This is a genomic window from Micromonospora sp. NPDC047812, from assembly GCF_040704175.1.
Classification (GTDB): Bacteria; Actinomycetota; Actinomycetes; order Mycobacteriales; family Micromonosporaceae; genus Micromonospora.
The window spans coordinates 82,132-97,025 of record NZ_JBEYRY010000011.1; the positions used below are offsets into that span (position 1 = coordinate 82,132).

Annotated in this window: 15 protein-coding genes; 6 read left to right on the plus strand and 9 right to left on the minus strand. The window is 73.2% G+C overall.

The window, feature by feature from the left end:
* Positions 1–37 precede the first annotated feature (37 nt).
* The 5 genes from AB0883_RS26960 (at position 38) to AB0883_RS26980 (ending at position 4,574) form a co-directional block, all read left to right on the plus strand.
* Positions 38–1,342, plus strand: coding sequence for a tryptophan 2,3-dioxygenase family protein (locus AB0883_RS26960; RefSeq protein WP_366644125.1), 1,305 nt, complete (start codon positions 38–40; stop codon positions 1,340–1,342).
* Entirely contained in the window at positions 1,339–2,517 is a 1,179-nt protein-coding gene (locus AB0883_RS26965) for an aminotransferase class V-fold PLP-dependent enzyme (RefSeq protein ID WP_366644126.1), read from the plus strand. Before AB0883_RS26960 ends, AB0883_RS26965 begins: the two co-directional genes overlap by 4 nt.
* Positions 2,514–3,545 (plus strand): methyltransferase, encoded by a 1,032-nt coding sequence (locus AB0883_RS26970; RefSeq protein WP_366644127.1) that lies wholly within the window; start codon positions 2,514–2,516, stop codon positions 3,543–3,545. Before AB0883_RS26965 ends, AB0883_RS26970 begins: the two co-directional genes overlap by 4 nt.
* Before the next feature lie 109 nt (positions 3,546–3,654).
* The gene (locus tag AB0883_RS26975; protein WP_366644128.1) at positions 3,655–4,026 is read left to right on the plus strand and encodes a hypothetical protein; all 372 of its coding nucleotides are present in this window, start codon (positions 3,655–3,657) and stop codon (positions 4,024–4,026) included.
* A 131-nt stretch (positions 4,027–4,157) separates the two neighbouring features.
* Entirely contained in the window at positions 4,158–4,574 is a 417-nt protein-coding gene (locus AB0883_RS26980; protein WP_366644129.1) for a YchJ family protein, read from the plus strand.
* Positions 4,575–4,613: 39 nt separating this feature from the next.
* On the opposite strand, the gene AB0883_RS26985 is transcribed toward AB0883_RS26980, so the two are convergent.
* The 8 genes from AB0883_RS26985 to AB0883_RS27020 all read right to left on the minus strand — a co-directional run bounded on the left by AB0883_RS26985 (position 4,614) and on the right by AB0883_RS27020 (position 12,295).
* Positions 4,614–5,159, minus strand: a complete 546-nt coding sequence (locus AB0883_RS26985) for a gluconokinase (RefSeq protein ID WP_366644130.1) — start codon at positions 5,157–5,159, stop codon at positions 4,614–4,616.
* Complete coding sequence (manD, locus tag AB0883_RS26990; protein WP_366644181.1) at positions 5,149–6,483, minus strand: D-mannonate dehydratase ManD; 1,335 nt, start codon at positions 6,481–6,483, stop codon at positions 5,149–5,151. Before manD ends, AB0883_RS26985 begins: the two co-directional genes overlap by 11 nt.
* Positions 6,411–7,364: a sugar kinase gene (locus tag AB0883_RS26995; RefSeq protein ID WP_366644131.1), complete on the minus strand. Its 954-nt coding sequence runs from the start codon at positions 7,362–7,364 to the stop codon at positions 6,411–6,413. Before AB0883_RS26995 ends, manD begins: the two co-directional genes overlap by 73 nt.
* A complete protein-coding gene (locus tag AB0883_RS27000; protein ID WP_366644132.1) occupies positions 7,361–7,999 on the minus strand; it encodes a bifunctional 4-hydroxy-2-oxoglutarate aldolase/2-dehydro-3-deoxy-phosphogluconate aldolase in 639 nt (212 codons plus the stop codon). The genes AB0883_RS26995 and AB0883_RS27000 overlap by 4 nt, the downstream gene beginning before the upstream one ends.
* A gap of 4 nt (positions 8,000–8,003) precedes the next feature.
* Positions 8,004–9,152 (minus strand): galactonate dehydratase, encoded by a 1,149-nt coding sequence (dgoD, locus tag AB0883_RS27005; protein WP_366644133.1) that lies wholly within the window; start codon positions 9,150–9,152, stop codon positions 8,004–8,006.
* A gap of 7 nt (positions 9,153–9,159) precedes the next feature.
* The gene (locus tag AB0883_RS27010; RefSeq protein WP_121398463.1) at positions 9,160–9,975 is read right to left on the minus strand and encodes a carbohydrate ABC transporter permease; all 816 of its coding nucleotides are present in this window, start codon (positions 9,973–9,975) and stop codon (positions 9,160–9,162) included.
* Positions 9,972–10,922 (minus strand): sugar ABC transporter permease, encoded by a 951-nt coding sequence (locus tag AB0883_RS27015; RefSeq protein ID WP_366644134.1) that lies wholly within the window; start codon positions 10,920–10,922, stop codon positions 9,972–9,974. Before AB0883_RS27015 ends, AB0883_RS27010 begins: the two co-directional genes overlap by 4 nt.
* 77 nt (positions 10,923–10,999) lie before the next feature.
* Positions 11,000–12,295 carry a sugar ABC transporter substrate-binding protein gene (locus AB0883_RS27020; protein ID WP_366644135.1) on the minus strand — a complete coding sequence of 432 codons (1,296 nt, stop codon included), beginning with the start codon at positions 12,293–12,295 and terminating at the stop codon, positions 11,000–11,002.
* A gap of 140 nt (positions 12,296–12,435) precedes the next feature.
* Between AB0883_RS27020 and AB0883_RS27025 the strand changes: the two genes are divergently transcribed.
* Complete coding sequence (locus AB0883_RS27025; protein ID WP_366644136.1) at positions 12,436–13,197, plus strand: FadR/GntR family transcriptional regulator; 762 nt, start codon at positions 12,436–12,438, stop codon at positions 13,195–13,197.
* A 141-nt stretch (positions 13,198–13,338) separates the two neighbouring features.
* Here the strand turns inward: AB0883_RS27025 and AB0883_RS27030 are convergent, their stop codons facing one another.
* On the minus strand, positions 13,339–14,712 hold the full coding sequence (locus AB0883_RS27030; protein ID WP_366644137.1) for an MFS transporter: 1,374 nt from the start codon (positions 14,710–14,712) through the stop codon (positions 13,339–13,341).
* Positions 14,713–14,894 lie beyond the last annotated feature (182 nt).

Genomic DNA, 14,894 nt, shown 5'->3' on the forward strand with positions numbered 1-14,894 from the left:
TCTCCCCGTCCCCGGTTGACACGGGCCGAATATCGAGGTGCGGTTCGTGCGTGAACTGACGAGTTGGCTGTCGGGCACCGCCGATGCCGACAGTTTTCCCTACTCCCCCGTACTGGCGGAGTTCCACCGGGTCGGCAAACACTTCGTCGAAAAGGAGCTCCTCGCTCTGCTGGACAAGATCCGGGCCCAGGTGAGCGCCCCGACGGCCGGCCGACCGGCGCCCGCCGTCGGGCTGCTGCGCGACTTCCTCGACGTCGCGCTCGACAAGTGGGACGGCCGGTACGACTACCGCAGCTACCTGGCCCTGCGCGTGCTCCGGCTGCCCTGCGGGGTGGACGACCGGCCGGGCGGCGAGGACGACGGGTACGCCGACGGGTCGGTCGGCCAACCGGACGGCGCGCGCCGCGACCGCGACCGACTCCTCGTGCGCCTCGTCGCCGACGCGCTGGCGTTCGAGCTGGCCGCCGGCTCCGGCGCCACCGACCTGCTGCCCGAGGACCGCCCGAGCCCGGAGGTGGTGGCCAAGCGCCACCGGCTCGGCGTCCGAGCCGCGTCCCCCGCCCTCGCCCGCCTGGGCCTCGCCGGGGCGGTCCACGACCGGGAGCCGGCCGCCGTGCTGCGGGCCCTCGCCGCCGAGCGCGACCCCGCCGGGGAGCCGGCCCTGCGGCTGAGCATGCTGCCGGTCTATGTGTCGCACGACGAGTACCTGTTCATCCGGGTGCTCCAGGCGTACGAGTGCCTCTTCGCGGGGCTCGTCGAGGAGCTGCGCGCCACGATCGCCGCCCTGCGCGCCGGTCACGCCCGGCCGGCGGCCGACCGGCTGGCGTACGCCTGCGCGCAGCTCACCGCCGCCGGGCCGCTGTTCTCGCTGCTGGCCACCATGCAGCCGACGGCGTTCCAGACGTTTAGGCAGTACACCGAGGGGGCCAGCGCCATCCAGTCCCGCTCCTACAAGCTGATGGAGTCGCTGTGCCGCACCCCGGAGGGGACGCGGCTGGAGTCGCCCGCCTACCAGCAGGTGCCGGAGGTGCGCGACCGGGTGCACGCCGGGCAGCCGTCGGTCGACGAGGCGTTCCGCGCGGCCGTACGCGGGGGCCTGCTCACCGGTACGGACGGCGAACTGGTGGCGCGGGCGATGCGCGCGTTCGCCGACGCCGTGCTCCAGTGGCGGCGCACGCACCACCGGCTGGCCACCCGGATGCTCGGGCCCCGCCCGGGTACCGGCTACACGGAGGGCACGCCCTACCTGGCCGCCGTCCGGTCCATCCCGGTCTTCACCTCCGTCGCCCACGAGCCGGGACCCTCGGCGCGGACCGACCCGACCGGAGGCACCCCCGAGTGAACCCGCCCGCCCCGGCACCCGGCCCCGACACGCCGGAGTGCCTCGACGCCACCGCCCAGGCCGCCCTGCGCGCCGAGTTTCCGCTGCTCGACACGTGCGTCTACCTGAACAACAACTCCACCGGCGCCGTGCCGAGAGGCGCGGAGCACGTGCTCACCGGCTACTGGGAGACGCTGCGCGGCTGGCGCGACGACGTCTGGCAGGACTGGCACGTCGGCCTCGACCGCTACGCCGACTCGGTCGCCGCCCTCATCGGCGCGCCCCCGGGCAGCGTCGTCACCGACGCGAACCTGAGCACGCTGCTCGCCAGGGTCGCGTCCTGTTTCGACTACCGCGCGCCGCGCGACCGGGTCGTCATGACGGACCTGGAGTACCCGACCGTGCCGTTCATCTTCAACGCGTTCCGCCGCTACGGCGCGCGCCCGGACGTCGTCGGTTCGGGCGGTCCCCGCTTCGACGAGGACGCCCTCGAAGCGCGCATCGACGAGCGGACGCTGCTGGTGTGCGTCCCGCACGCCAGCTTCTCCTCCGGCGCCACCCTCGACCTGCCCCGGCTGGTGCGCCGGGCCCACGACGTCGGTGCCCTGGTGGTCGTCGACGCCTTCCAGACCGTCGGGGTCGTGCCGCTGGACGTGACGGCGCTCGGCGTCGACGTCGTGCTCGGCGGCGCGCACAAGTGGCTGTGCGGCGTCGCCACCGCGTTCCTGTACGTCCGCCCCGACCTGGCGACCCGGCTGGAACCGGCGGCCACCGGCTGGCAGGCCGGCGACCGGGCGCTGACCTTCCAGCCGTCGACGGGCTGGGCGCCCGGCGCCCGACGGTTCGCCGGCGGTACGCCGTACCCCCTCACCTCGCTGGTCTCCCAGGTCGGCCTGGACCTGCTGGCGGGGGTGGGCGCCGCCGCGATCCGGCGGCACTCGCTCGCCTGCACGTCCCGGGTCATCCAGCGGGCGACGGCGGCCGGCATCGACGTGGTCAGCCCGACCGAGCCGCACCGGCGCGGCGGCGTGGTGTGCCTCGACGTCGCCGACGGCGAGGCGGTCAAGCGGCGACTGGCCGCGCGGGACATGGTCTGCAGCTGGCGCGGCCACCTGCGGGTCGGACCGCACGTCTACAACACCATCGAGGAGATCGACGCGTTCATGGACGCACTGGAAGAGGAGCTGGGCCGGTGAACGTCACCCTGTCACCGCGGGCACTGATGAGCCTGCTCGCCAACGGGCCCAAGGCCATGGACGTGCTGGAGACCGCGCTCGGCATGGGGCTGCTCGACGCCCTGGAGCCGGGCCCGGCCCGCCTCGGCGAGCTCGCCGAGCGGTTCGGCGTACGGCCCCTGCGGCTCTACAAGTTCCTCGACTGCCTGGAGAGCCTCGGCTTCGTCGCGCGCAGCGAGCCGGGCGACGACATCGCCTCGGCCACGTACCGGGCGGCGCCCGGCCTGCGCGACGCCGTCGCGGCGGTGGTCGGCCCGGACGCCATCGAGCGGGACCGGGACCGCTACCCCTGGCGGCGGCTGCACGGCCGGCTGGGCGAGAGCCTGCGCGGCGAGGTCAGCATGGGCGACGACGACTTCGCCTGGCCGCCGAAGACCGACGAGCAGACCGCCGACTTCGAGCGCAGCATGGCCGTCGGGCTCGGCCCGGTGATCGAGGCGGTGCACCGCAACGCCGACCGGCTGTGGCCGGGGCGCAGACGCCTGCTGGACGTCGGCGGCGGGGACGGCACGCTCGCGGCGCACGTCCTCGACGACGCCCCGGGGCTGCGGGTCGACGTGTACAACCTGCCGGCGGTGGCGCCGCTGGTGCAGGCCACCCGGGCCCGCAGGGGGCACGCGGACCGGCTGGGGTTCGTCGGCGGCGACTTCCTCGCCGAGCCGCTGCCGTCGGGCTACGACGCGCTGGCGTTCGTCCGGGTGCTGCACGACTGGCCGAACGAGGTCGCCCGCCGGCTGGTCGAGAAGGCGTACGCGGCCCTGGAGCCCGGCGGGATGCTGCTGATCTGCGAGGAGTTCCGCACCCCGGACCGGCTGGCGATGCAGTTCTTCTGGAGCTACTTCCTCATCGGGGTCGACAGCTGCGTGAGCCGGCTGCGGGAGGTCGACTTCTACACCGGCCTACTCAAGGAGGTCGGCTTCGAACGGGTGGTGGTGCTGCCCGGCGGCTGGGAGCTGGTCTGCGCGTACAAGCCGGGGACCGGGGGGTGACGCACCCGCGCGGGGGCCGGGCCTGCTCCCGCGCCGCGGCGGCCCCGGCGTTTGACCGCCGGGGCCGGGGGAAGACCGTGCGCCCAGGGCCGATTCCCGAGGAGCGACGATGGCGGACGCAGGACGGGCCAGGAAGGCCACCGGGGCGCGCAAGGCCCCGATGAAGCGGGCGGCGGCGGCGAAGAAGGTGGCGACGGCCACGAAGCGGGCCACCGGGGCGACCGCGGCCAAGTCTCCGGGTGAGAAGCCGACCGCGACGACCGCCCGCGTGGCCCGGAAGAAGGACACCTCGGCCACGGCGACCCCGGCCCGCGCCCGCAAGGCGCCCGCCACGGCCGCGCCGGCGAAGAAGGCGCCCGCGAAGAAGGCGGTGAAGGCCGCGGCGACCCGCGCCGGCGCGGCCTCGAAGGCCCCGGCCCGCAAGGCGACGACCATGGAGTCGTTCGGCACCCGACGGGCGCCCCGGACGAGCGCCGGCTGACGCGGGAGGGCTGGGGGCACCCCGGCCCGGTCGCGGCGCGCCCGTCACCGGCGTCGGGGGCCCGACCCCGTCTGGCCGCCCGGCCGGGGTCCGGACGCCGGCCGCGCCGGGCCGTCGGCCAGAATGGGCCGGTGGCGAAGCGACCCCGCCGGCGGGCGGCCGACGACCCGGACCGGCCCTGCCCCTGCGGCTCCGGCCAGCCGTACGCCGGATGCTGCGGGCGGCTGCACCGGGGCGAGGCGGACGCGGCGACCGCCGAGGCGCTGATGCGCTCGCGGTACAGCGCCTTCGCCGTCGGCGACACCGCGTACCTGCTGCGCAGCTGGCACTCCTCGACCCGGCCGGGCCGGCTCGACCTCGACCCCGGCCAGCGCTGGACGGGCCTGGAGATCGTCGACACCGACCGGGGCGGGCTGTTCGACGCCACCGGCACCGTCGAGTTCCGGGCCCACCACCGCGCCGGCGGCCAGCCGGGTACGCAGACCGAGCGCAGCCGGTTCGTCCGCGAGGACGGCCGCTGGGTCTACCTCGACGCGCTGCCCGACTGACCCCGGTCGCGGCGCCGGGGCACCGCGACCGGGACGCGGTCAGCCGTGCGCGGTGACGCCCTTCGACAGGCCGAGCCGACGCACCGCCGCCGAGACGAGCGCGTCCGGCGTCAGCGACACGTCGAGCACCAGCACCGACTCGTCCGGGTGGGGCCGTTCCAGGGTCGCCAGCTGCGACTCCAGCAGGCTCGCCGGCATGTAGTGCCCGGCGCGCCCGGCCATCCGCTCCCGGATCACCTCGGCCGCCCCGTCCAGGTGCACGAACTCGACGCTCGGCGGCCCCTGGCGCAGCACGTCGCGGTAGGACCGCCGCAACGCCGAGCAGGCCAGCACCGTCGACACGCCCTCGGCGGCGCGGGCGGCCATCCAGCCGGCCAGCTCGCGCAGCCACGGCAGGCGGGCGGCGTCGTCCAGCGGTACGCCGGCGCGCATCCGCGCCACGTGCTGCGGCGTGTGGAACTCGTCCGCCTCGGCGAAGGTCAACCCGGTCGCGGCGGCGATGCCCAGGGCGACGGTGGTCTTGCCGGCCCCGGACACCCCCATCACGACGACGTGCCGCGTCGGGGACGCGCCCTCACCAGTCATGGACGGTGCCGTCCTGGAGCCGGTTGAACGGCAGGTAGGCCGGCACGTACGGGAACTTCGCGGCGGCCTCCTCGTCCAGCTCGACGCCGAGCCCGGGCTGCTCCCCGGGGTGCAGGTAGCCGTCGGTGAAGGTGAACGACTGCCGGAACACCTCGTTGGTGAGCGCCCCGTGCTGCATGTACTCCTGGATGCCGAAGTTGTGGATGGCCAGGTCCAGGTGCAGGGCGGCGGCCATGCCGACGGGCGAGATGTCGGTCGGCCCGTGGATGCCGGACTTGATCTGGTACTGGGCGGCGAAGTCCAGCAGCTTGCGCATGGCCGTGATGCCGCCGGTGTGGGTGACGGCGGAGCGCACGTAGTCGATGAGCTGCTCGCGGATGAGCGTCTGGTAGTCCCAGACCGTGTTGAAGACCTCGCCGATCGCCAGCGGCGTGGTGGTGTGCTGGCGCACCAGCCGCAGCGCCTCCTGGTTCTCCGCCGGGGTGCAGTCCTCCAGCCAGAACAGGTCGTACGGCTCCAGCGCCTTGCCGAGCTTCGCCGCCTGGATGGGGGTCATCCGGTGGTGGCCGTCGTGCAGCAGCGGCAGCTCGGGGCCGAACTCGTTGCGGACCGCCTCGAACACGCCGGGCAGGTGACGCAGGTAGGAGCGGGTGTCCCAGTCCTCCTCGGCCGGCAGCGGGGTGCGCTGCGCCGGCTCGTAGTCGTAGCGCTTGCCGTCGGCGCTGGGCTGGGTGGCGACCCCGTACACGGCGTTGATGCCCGGCACCGAGGTCTGCACCCGGATCGAGCGGTAGCCCTGGTCGAGGTGCCGGCGGATCGAGTCGAACAGCTCCGGCAGGTCCCGGCCGGAGGCGTGTCCGTAGGCCATGATGCCGGTGCGCGACGCACCGCCCAGCAGCTGGTACAGCGGCATGCCGGCGGCCTTGGCCTTGATGTCCCACAGGGCCACGTCGACCGCCGCGATGGCGGCCATGGTGACCGGACCGCGACGCCAGTACGCCGAGCGGTAGAGGAACTGCCAGGCGTCCTCGATGCGGTGCGCGTCCCGGCCGATCAGCAGCGGAACGACGTGGTCGCGCAGGTACGAGGCGACCGAGAGTTCCCGTCCGTTGAGGGTGCCGTCGCCCAGGCCGGTGACGCCGTCCTCCGTGGTGATCTTCAGGGTGACGAAGTTGCGGTCGGGGCTGGAGACGATGACGTCAGCGGCGACGATCTTCACGGGGTGCCTTTCTTCTTCGGGGTGCTCGGCGGCTAGCGGAGGACGTCTCCGGCCTCGTGGCCGTCGAGGAGGGACAGTTCGGCGCGGCGTGGCAGCCCTTCCCAGTCGCCCGGGCTGGAGACCGCGAAGGCGCCGAGGGTGGCCGCGCGGCGCAGCCGGCCGGCCAGGTCGAGCCCGTCGAACCAGCCGGACAGGTAGCCGGCGGTGAACGCGTCCCCGGCGCCGACGGCGTCGACGGCGGTCACGGTCAGCGCCTCGGCGTGCCGCACCCCGTCGCGGGTGTGCGCGCGGGCGCCGTCGGCGCCCAGCTTGACCAGGACCGTGTCCACGCCCCGCCGCAGCAGGTCCGCCACGACGGTGGGCTCGTCGGCGCCGGGGTCGCCGACGAGGTCCAGCTCGTCGGCGGAGGCGACGACGGTCGAGGCGAGCCCGGCCAGCGGGGTGAGCACCTCGCGGGCGGTGTCGCGGGACCAGAGGCGCTCGCGGTGGTTGACGTCGAGGCAGACCGGGATGCCGGCGGCGACGGCGGCCTCGGCCGCCCACCGGGTGGCCGCGCGGGCGGTGTCGGACAGCGCGGGAGTGATGCCGCTCAGGTGCAGCATCCGCGCACCGGCCGCCAGCGGCGCCCGCAGGTCGTCGACGTCGAGGGCGGAGCCGGCCGAGCCGGCCCGGTGGTACTGCACCCGGGTCAGGTCGGCGGTGCGCCGCTCCAGGAACATCAGTCCGGTCGGCCGGTCCGGGTCGCGGGTCACGCCGTCGACGGCGACGCCCTCGGCGCGCAGTTGCCGCAGCACGTACTCGCCGAACTCGTCGGCGCCGAGGCGGCCGACCCAGGCGGCGCGGTGGCCCAGCCGGGCCACCGCGACGGCCACGTTGGACTCGGCGCCGGCCAGGTGCATCGTCAGCGGTCCCCCGGCGGCGAGCGGCCCGGCCGAGCGCAGCGACACCAGGGCCTCGCCGACGGTGAGCAGGTCCGGTGCGGTCATGACGCGGCCGGCTCCCGCACGGCGGCGAGGTAGGTGCGCGCCCGCGCCCGCAGCGCGTCCAGGTCTCCGCCGGAGGCGGCGTCGCCGACCAGGGGGCCGCCGAGGCCGACCGCGATCGCGCCGGCCCGGAAGTAGCCGGGCACGTCGTCCAGGCCGACGCCGCCGACGGCGACGAACGGGATGTCCGGGAAGGGGTCGCGCACCGCCCTGAGGTACGCCGGGCCGCCGACCGACGCCGGGAACAGCTTGACGGCCGACGCCCCCATCCGCACCGCGGTGTACGCCTCGGTCGGGGTGAGCGCCCCGGCGGCGACCGGGAGGCCCCGGCGCGCCGCCTCGGCGATCGACTCGACCACGGCCGGCGTCACGACGAACTGCGCGCCCGCCGCGGCCACGTCGGCGACGTCGGCGGTGGTGAGCACCGTGCCGGCCCCGACCAGCGAGCCGGCGGGGGCCGCCGCGCGCAGCGCCTCGATCGCCCCCGGGGCGTCCGGCGTGGTGAGGGCCACCTCGACGACGCGTACGCCCTCCTGGAGCAGCGCGGTGCCGGCGGCGATCGCGGCGGCGGTGTCGGTGCCACGGATGATCGCGAGGATGCGGGCGGCGGTGAGTTCGACGGTGAGGTTGACGGTCATGTGATCACCATTCCGCGTAGGAGCCGTCGCGGTGCCGCCACGTGGGGCTGCGCCACGCGTGTCCGCGCTTGTCCGCCGCCCGTACGGCGTCCTCGTCGATCTCGATGCCGAGGCCGGGTGCCGTGAGCCGCTCGACGTACCCGTCGACGAACGTCAGCGGGGTCTTGTCGAGGCAGTAGTCGAGCACCTCGGCGCCGAGGTTGTAGTGGATGCCGATGCTCTGTTCCTGGATCAGGTAGTTCGGCGTGGCGAAGCCGACCTGGAGGCAGGCGGCGAGCGCGATCGGCCCGAGCGGGCAGTGCGGTGCGAGCTGCACGTCGTACACCTCGGCCAGCGCGGCGATCTTGCGGACCTCGGTGATGCCGCCGGCGTGCGAGAGGTCCGGCTGGGCCACCGCGATGCCGGCCTGGAGCACCGGCAGGAACTCCTGCCGGTTGTAGAGCCGCTCCCCCGTCGACACCGGCGTGGTGGTGGAGCGGACGAACTCGCCGATGAGGTGCGAGTTCTCCGGCACCACCGGCTCCTCCAGGAAGAACGGCCGGTACGGCTCGAGCAGCGGGGCGACCCGGCGGGCGGTGGCGAGGGTGAACCGGCCGTGGAAGTCGACCGCCACGTCCCGCTCGTCGCCGAGCACCTCGCGGGCGGCGGCCACCCGCCGCACCACGCCGTCGATCTCGGCGACGGACGCGACGGCGCTCATCCGGCCGGAGGCGTTCATCTTCACCGCGGTCAGGCCGGTGGCGACGGCGGCGGCGATCTGGTCGCGTACCTCGCTCGGCTCGTCGCCGCCGACCCAGCCGTAGACCCGGATCCGGTCCCGGACCGGGCCGCCGAGCAGCTGGTGCACCGGCGCGCCGAAGTGCTTGCCGGCGATGTCCCACAGCGCCTGGTCGAGCCCGGCGACGGCGCTGGCCAGGATCGGCCCGCCCCGGTAGAACGAGCCCTTGGTCATGACCTGCCAGTGGTCCTCGATCCGCAGCGCGTCGCGGCCGACAAGCAGCTCGCTGAGCTGCTCGACGGCGGTGCGGACGGTCTCGGACCGGCCCTCGCAGGTCGCCTCGCCCCAGCCGACGATCCCGGAGGACGTCTCGACCCGGACGAAGAGCCAGCGCGGCGCGACGAGGAAGGTCTCCACCCGTTCGATCGTGGTCACGGTGTCCTCAGCCCTTCGTGGCGCCGGCGGTGAGGCCGGAGACGACGTACTTCTGCACGAACAGGGCGATCAGCATGATCGGCAGGGTGACCACCGTGGCCGCCGCCATCAGGCCGCCCCAGTCGATGCTGGCGTAGCCGACGAAGTCGAAGATCGCCACCGGGAGCGTCTTGGTGTCGGCCCCGGAGAGCACGAGGGCGAACATGAAGTTGTTCCAGGAGAAGATGAACGACAGGATGCCGGCGGTGGCGATGCCGGGCACCGACAGCGGCAGGGTGATCCGCCGGAACGCGCCGATGTGGGTCAGCCCGTCGACGAGCGCCGCCTCCTCGAGTTCGGCCGGCAGGCCGTCGAAGTAGCCCATCATGATGTAGACGATCAACGGCAGCGACACGAACATGTGGCTGAGGATCAGCACGGTGAACCCGCCGACCATCTGCAGGTTCGAGAAGACGTAGTACCAGGGCACCAGCAGCGAGACGCCGGGGATGACCCGCGCCATGAGCACGACGAGCGCGGACTTCTTCATGTTGAAGCGGCTCATCGAGTACGCGGCGGGCACGCCGAGCAGCAGCGACAGCACGGTGGCCGCGAGCGCCACCCAGAGGCTGTTGCCGATGAACTGGACGTAGTTCGCCTGCTGGAGCACGTTGGAGTAGTTGTCCAGCGTCGGGGAGAAGACGAACGCCTTGTCGGTGTCGTAGATGTCGACGTTCGTCTTGAGTGACGCGGCGACCATCCAGACCAGCGGCGCGATCAGCGCCAGCACCACGAGGACGAGGGCGACCGTCCGGAAGATCTTGTAAGGCCTGCGCAGCTTCATCGCTCCATGCCCTTCTTGCGGTAGGTCAGGGCCCACATCACCCCGATGATGATCAGGAAGAAGATGATGAGGACGGTCGATGAGACGCCGTAGTCGTTGTAGTCGAAGCTGAGCCCGTAGGCGTACACGTTGAGGGTCTCCACCTCGTGGAACGACCCGCCGCCGCGCCCCTTGGTGGCGTAGAGGATGTCGAAGGTCTTCAGGGCGTCGATGCCGCGCAGCAGGATCGCGACGATCACGGTGGGCATCAGCAGCGGCAGGGTGACGTGCCGGAACCGCTGCCAGGTGCTGGCGCCGTCGATCAGCGCCGCCTCCTGCGGCTCGTCGGACAGCGACGTCAGGCCGGCGAGCAGGATCAGCACGACCATCGGCGTCCACTGCCAGATGTCGATGAACATGGTCGTCGGCAGAGCCGAGCTCTGCCCGGAGAGCCAGGGCTGGGGGCCGATGCCGACCCAGCCGAGCACCTGGTTCGCCATGCCGATGTTGGGATCGAAGATCAGCCGCCACATCATGCCGACCGCGACCGGGGTGGCCACCAGCGGCAGGAGGATCGCGACCCGGACCCACTTCTCACCGCGGAACGGCCGCCACAGCAGCAGGGCGATCGCCATGCCGAGGACGACCTCGAAGAAGAGCACGACGCCGGTGAAGAGCGCGGTGCGCCACACGGCCGGCCAGAACCGGTCGGTGTCGCCGAGCACGTCGAGGTAGTTCTGGATGCCGATGAACTCGCTCTCGGCGCGGACCGAGCCCTCGGCGTCGGTCAGGCTGAGGTACCCGGTCCACGCGACCGGAAAGACGATCAGCACGGCGACGAACAACATGGCGGGTGCCGCGAAGAGCCACTTGCGGTGCTCGTTGGCCCAGCGCGACCAGGCCGAGGTCTCCGGGGACGCCGGAAGCGCCTCGGGCGATCTTTTGACTGGTGTGGTGACGGCTGACATCAGGTCTCCGGGTGGGTCAGGGCAGCGGCCCGACGCGGGGTGGCGGAGCCGGTCGGCTCCGCCACCTGCGCTTCGGGCTACTTCGCCTCGTCGTCGAGGAACTTCTGGAACGCCTCGTTCGCCGCGTCCGCCGAGGCGGCCGCGTCCTTGCCGGTGATCGCGTCGACGATCGGCTGGCCGACGATCTCCCGGGCCTGGGCGACCTTCTCGACCAGCGGCCGGTCGTGGCCCACGCCGTTGGCGGTGCTGACCGTGGTGGCCTCGGCGAGGTCCTTCGGGTAGGTCGCCGCGCCCTCCGGGTTCTCCCAGACGGAGGTACGGGCGCTGGGCACGCCGGCCTTCTGCTGCGTCAGCGCCTGCTCCTTGCCGGCCGCCCACTGGATGAACTTCCAGGCGTTGTCCTGGTTCTTCGAGGCCTCGTTGACGCCGAGCGCCCAGGACGGGATGTTGTACGGCTTCGAGCCGGCCGGGCCGGCCGGGAAGGCCGCGAACCCGACGGTCTCGGAGACCTTCGACTTGGCCGGGTCGGTGGCGTTCTTGTAGAGCGAGTTGGCCTCGGTGTAGAAGGCCGCCTTGCCCTGGGTGAAGATCGCCATCGCCTCGGACCAGCTCATGTCGGTGCTGATGTTCTCCGGGCCGTGCTCACGCAGCAGCCCGCCGTAGTAGGCGTACGCCTGCTTGGCCTGCTCGCTGTTGATCGAGGCCTTGCCGTTGGCGTCGACGAAGTCGCCGCCGAAGCTGTAGAGGAAGCTGGAGAACTGGGTGACGGCGGCGGCCTTGCCGGTGCGGGACACGAAGCCCGCCACGCCCGGGTTGTCCGCCTCGACCTTCGCCGCCTGCGCCTTGAGCTCGTCGAGGGTCTTCGGCGGAGCGGTGAAGCCGGACTTCTCCAGCAGGTCCTTGCGGTAGTAGAGGACCTCCTGCTCGGTGATGATCGGCACGCCGACCACCTTGTCCTCGTACGTGGTGGCCTGCACCGGCCCGGACTGGAAGTCGCCGATCTCGAACGCGCTGTCCGACTTGCTCTTCTCGGTCAGGTCGGCGAGGTACTTGTTCTTGGCGAACAGCTTCCCCTCCTGCAGCGGCCGGTACATCATCACGTCCAGGTCGGTGGACCCGGCGTTCAGCTTGACGTTGTACTGGTCGGAGAGCTGGTCCTCACCGAGCTGGGTGACCTCCACCTTCAGGCCCGACTGCTTCTCGAACTCCGGCAGGGCCTTCTTGATGTTCTCCGTCCAGACGTGGTTCACCAGCGTCACGCGAACGGTGTTCGAGCCGCCGGCGTCGTCTCCGCCGCCACCGCAGGCGGACAGGCCGAGGGCGACGACCATCGCCAGGGAAGTCCCAATAACTGATCGACGTCTCACGTCCATCTCTCCTTATGCCGTGGCCGTGGCCGCCGCCCTGACGGGGTGGGCTGCCACCTCGCGGTTTACATCCGCTTAACAACCGGATGCTAGGCCGAAAAAACAGATTTATACAAGGGGTAGACCCAACTGATATGCTCCGTTGCGTGAAATCGTCCTCCCCGGGGGCTGTGGCCGCCCAGCTCGCCCCTGTCGAGGCTGGCCTGCACGCACGCGTCCTCGATCGCCTCGGCACGGCCATCTGTGACGGCGAGCTGGCTCCCGGGTCGGTGCTCAACATCGACGATCTGGTCGACCGCTACGCCGTGTCCCGCTCGGTCGTCCGTGAGGTGCTGCGGGTGCTCGCCTCGATCGGGTTCATCGAGACCCGTCGCCGCGTCGGGGTCATGATCCGCCCGCCGGAGGACTGGAACGTCTTCGATCCGCAGGTGATCCGCTGGCGGCTCGCCTCGGCCGGCCGCATCGTCCAGCTTCGCTCGATCACCGAGCTGCGGACCGCCATCGAGCCGCACGCCGCCTGGCTGGCCGCCAGCCGGGTCGGCCACGACGAGGCGAGCGACCTGGTCGGGCTCGCGGCGAAGATGTGGGCCGCCGGCAAGGCCGGCGACGAGGAGCGGTTCCTCCAGCTCGACATAGAATTCCACCGTCGGATCCTGGTCGCCTCCGGCAACGAGATGTTCGTCCGGTTGCAGGACCTGATCGCGGAGGTGCTCACCGGCCGGCACCAGCACCACCTGATGCCGCACCACCCGCACGAGCAGGCCCTCCAGCTGCACGCCGAGGTGGCCCAGGCGATCCAGCGGCGCGACGGCGAGCGCGCCCGGCGGGCCATGGTGCAGCTCATGGAGCAGGCCTTCGACGAGATGAGCTCGATCTGGGAGCAGACCGGCGAGACCGCCGGCGCCTGAGCGCGACCACCCGCCCCACGCAGTCCCGCGACGGCGCAGCCGTCGACCCCGCCGGCCACCGGTGGTCGTTCCCGCGCCTTTCCTCCCGGCTGACGGGCGACGGGCCCGGCGGCGGTCGCACGGACCGCCGCCGGGCCCTGCTCAGCCCGCGTGCCCGGCGGCCGTCCGCTCCGGCCGGCGGCCGGCCGAGCGGCCGGAGCGGGTCAACAGCAGCAGCGCCACGATCAGGTACGGCACGGCGGCCACCGCGAACGCGACCCCGTTGCCGGCCCCCGTGGCGAGCAGGCCGTAGCCGCCGTAGACCGCGATGACCGTCACGTCGGTGGCCATTCCGGCCAGCGAGGTCACGGTGGCGCGGCTGCCCCCGCTGATCCGCGCCTGCAACCGGGCGTCGGCGAGCACGGTGGCGAGCTGGAAACCGCAGAACGCGACCGCGACCAGCGCGAAGCCGACCGGCCGGGCGGACAGCGCCCCCGCGACCAGGGCCAGGGCCGACAGCGCCAACAGACCGGCGTACCCGCGGGCGGTCAGCCGCTCCCCCGCCGGGGCCAGCAGACCGCCCGCGGCCACCCCGAGCCAGGTGAGCAGGAGCAGCAGCGGCACGGTCGCCTCGCCGACGCCGGTGTCCCGGGCCAGCAGCGGGGTGTACTCGTCGAGGGCGCCCCAGACCGCCGCGACGACCGCGACCAGCAGCACCGCCGCGCGCACGGCCCGGTCGGCGTGGACCTCGGCGAGCCCGGCGCGCAGGCTCGCCCACCAGCCGAGGTCCTCGTCGTCGTCCGCCCCGCCGTCGCGTCCGGTCCGGTCCGGTCCCCCGTCGGCCGCGACGACGGCGGTCGCGGCGGCGGCCCTGGCGGGCGCGGAGCCGACATCGGCGGCCGGGGCGTCGGCCCCGCCGGGTGCGGCGTCCACGTCGGCGGTCGCGGGCGGGCGGTGTTCCGGGAGGCGGGTGGCGACGGCGGCGGCGAGCAGGCAGGCGAGCACGCTCGCCACCCCGACGGCCGGGTAGCCGCCGACGGCGAACACGGGGCCGGCCAGCAGGATCGAGGCGAGCACCCCGATCGTCCCGGCCGTCTTCGCCCGGCCGATGACGCGGGCGTAGCGGCCGGCGGCGCCCAGGCGGTCGAGTTCGGTGAAGACCAGCGCCTCCAGCGCGCCGGAGGCGAGCGCCCCGCCGGCGCCCCAGAGCACGAAGCCGACGGCGAAGGCCGGGTACGAGGGCAGGAGCACCCAGAGGGCGAAGCCGGCGGCGGTGACCACCGGCGCGAGGCTGAGCAGCAGCCGCCGGGAGACCGCGTCGGCGAAGGCGCCGGAGGGCACCTCCAGCAGGATGCTGGCGGCCGACCAGATCACGAACAGCGACGAGATCTGCCACACCGACAGGCCGGTGTCGCTGAACAGCAGTGCGTACAGCGGATAGAGCAGGACGAGTTCGCTGAGGAACGCGTACCCGTAGAGGGTGGCCGCCAGCCGGCGGACGCGCGCGTCGGGCACGCGCGGAGGGTGGACAGTCATGGGACCTTCCCGTGGGGACGAAGCGGACGCCGGACGTACGGCGACCGCGGCGGCCCACGGCAGTGGCCCCTAGCAGTGCATCAACATCGCCACGTCATGCCCGCGATGGTAGCGGCGCCGGCCCGGGTCGTCACGCCCTTCGCCGGACACACGCCGGGGCGGGATCCGATGTGGATCCCGCC

What these genes read in the sequence shown, in the direction of transcription:
- AB0883_RS26975 (WP_366644128.1), top strand. Translation starts at nt 3,655, where the DNA reads ATGGCGGACGCAGGACGGGCCAGGAAGGCCACCGGGGCGCGCAAGGCC.
- AB0883_RS26985 (WP_366644130.1), bottom strand. Translation starts at nt 5,159, where the DNA reads ATGACTGGTGAGGGCGCGTCCCCGACGCGGCACGTCGTCGTGATGGGG.
- AB0883_RS26995 (WP_366644131.1), bottom strand. Translation starts at nt 7,364, where the DNA reads ATGACCGCACCGGACCTGCTCACCGTCGGCGAGGCCCTGGTGTCGCTG.
- AB0883_RS27000 (WP_366644132.1), bottom strand. Translation starts at nt 7,999, where the DNA reads ATGACCGTCAACCTCACCGTCGAACTCACCGCCGCCCGCATCCTCGCG.
- AB0883_RS27010 (WP_121398463.1), bottom strand. Translation starts at nt 9,975, where the DNA reads ATGAAGCTGCGCAGGCCTTACAAGATCTTCCGGACGGTCGCCCTCGTC.
- AB0883_RS27015 (WP_366644134.1), bottom strand. Translation starts at nt 10,922, where the DNA reads ATGTCAGCCGTCACCACACCAGTCAAAAGATCGCCCGAGGCGCTTCCG.
- AB0883_RS27020 (WP_366644135.1), bottom strand. Translation starts at nt 12,295, where the DNA reads ATGGACGTGAGACGTCGATCAGTTATTGGGACTTCCCTGGCGATGGTC.
- AB0883_RS27030 (WP_366644137.1), bottom strand. Translation starts at nt 14,712, where the DNA reads ATGACTGTCCACCCTCCGCGCGTGCCCGACGCGCGCGTCCGCCGGCTG.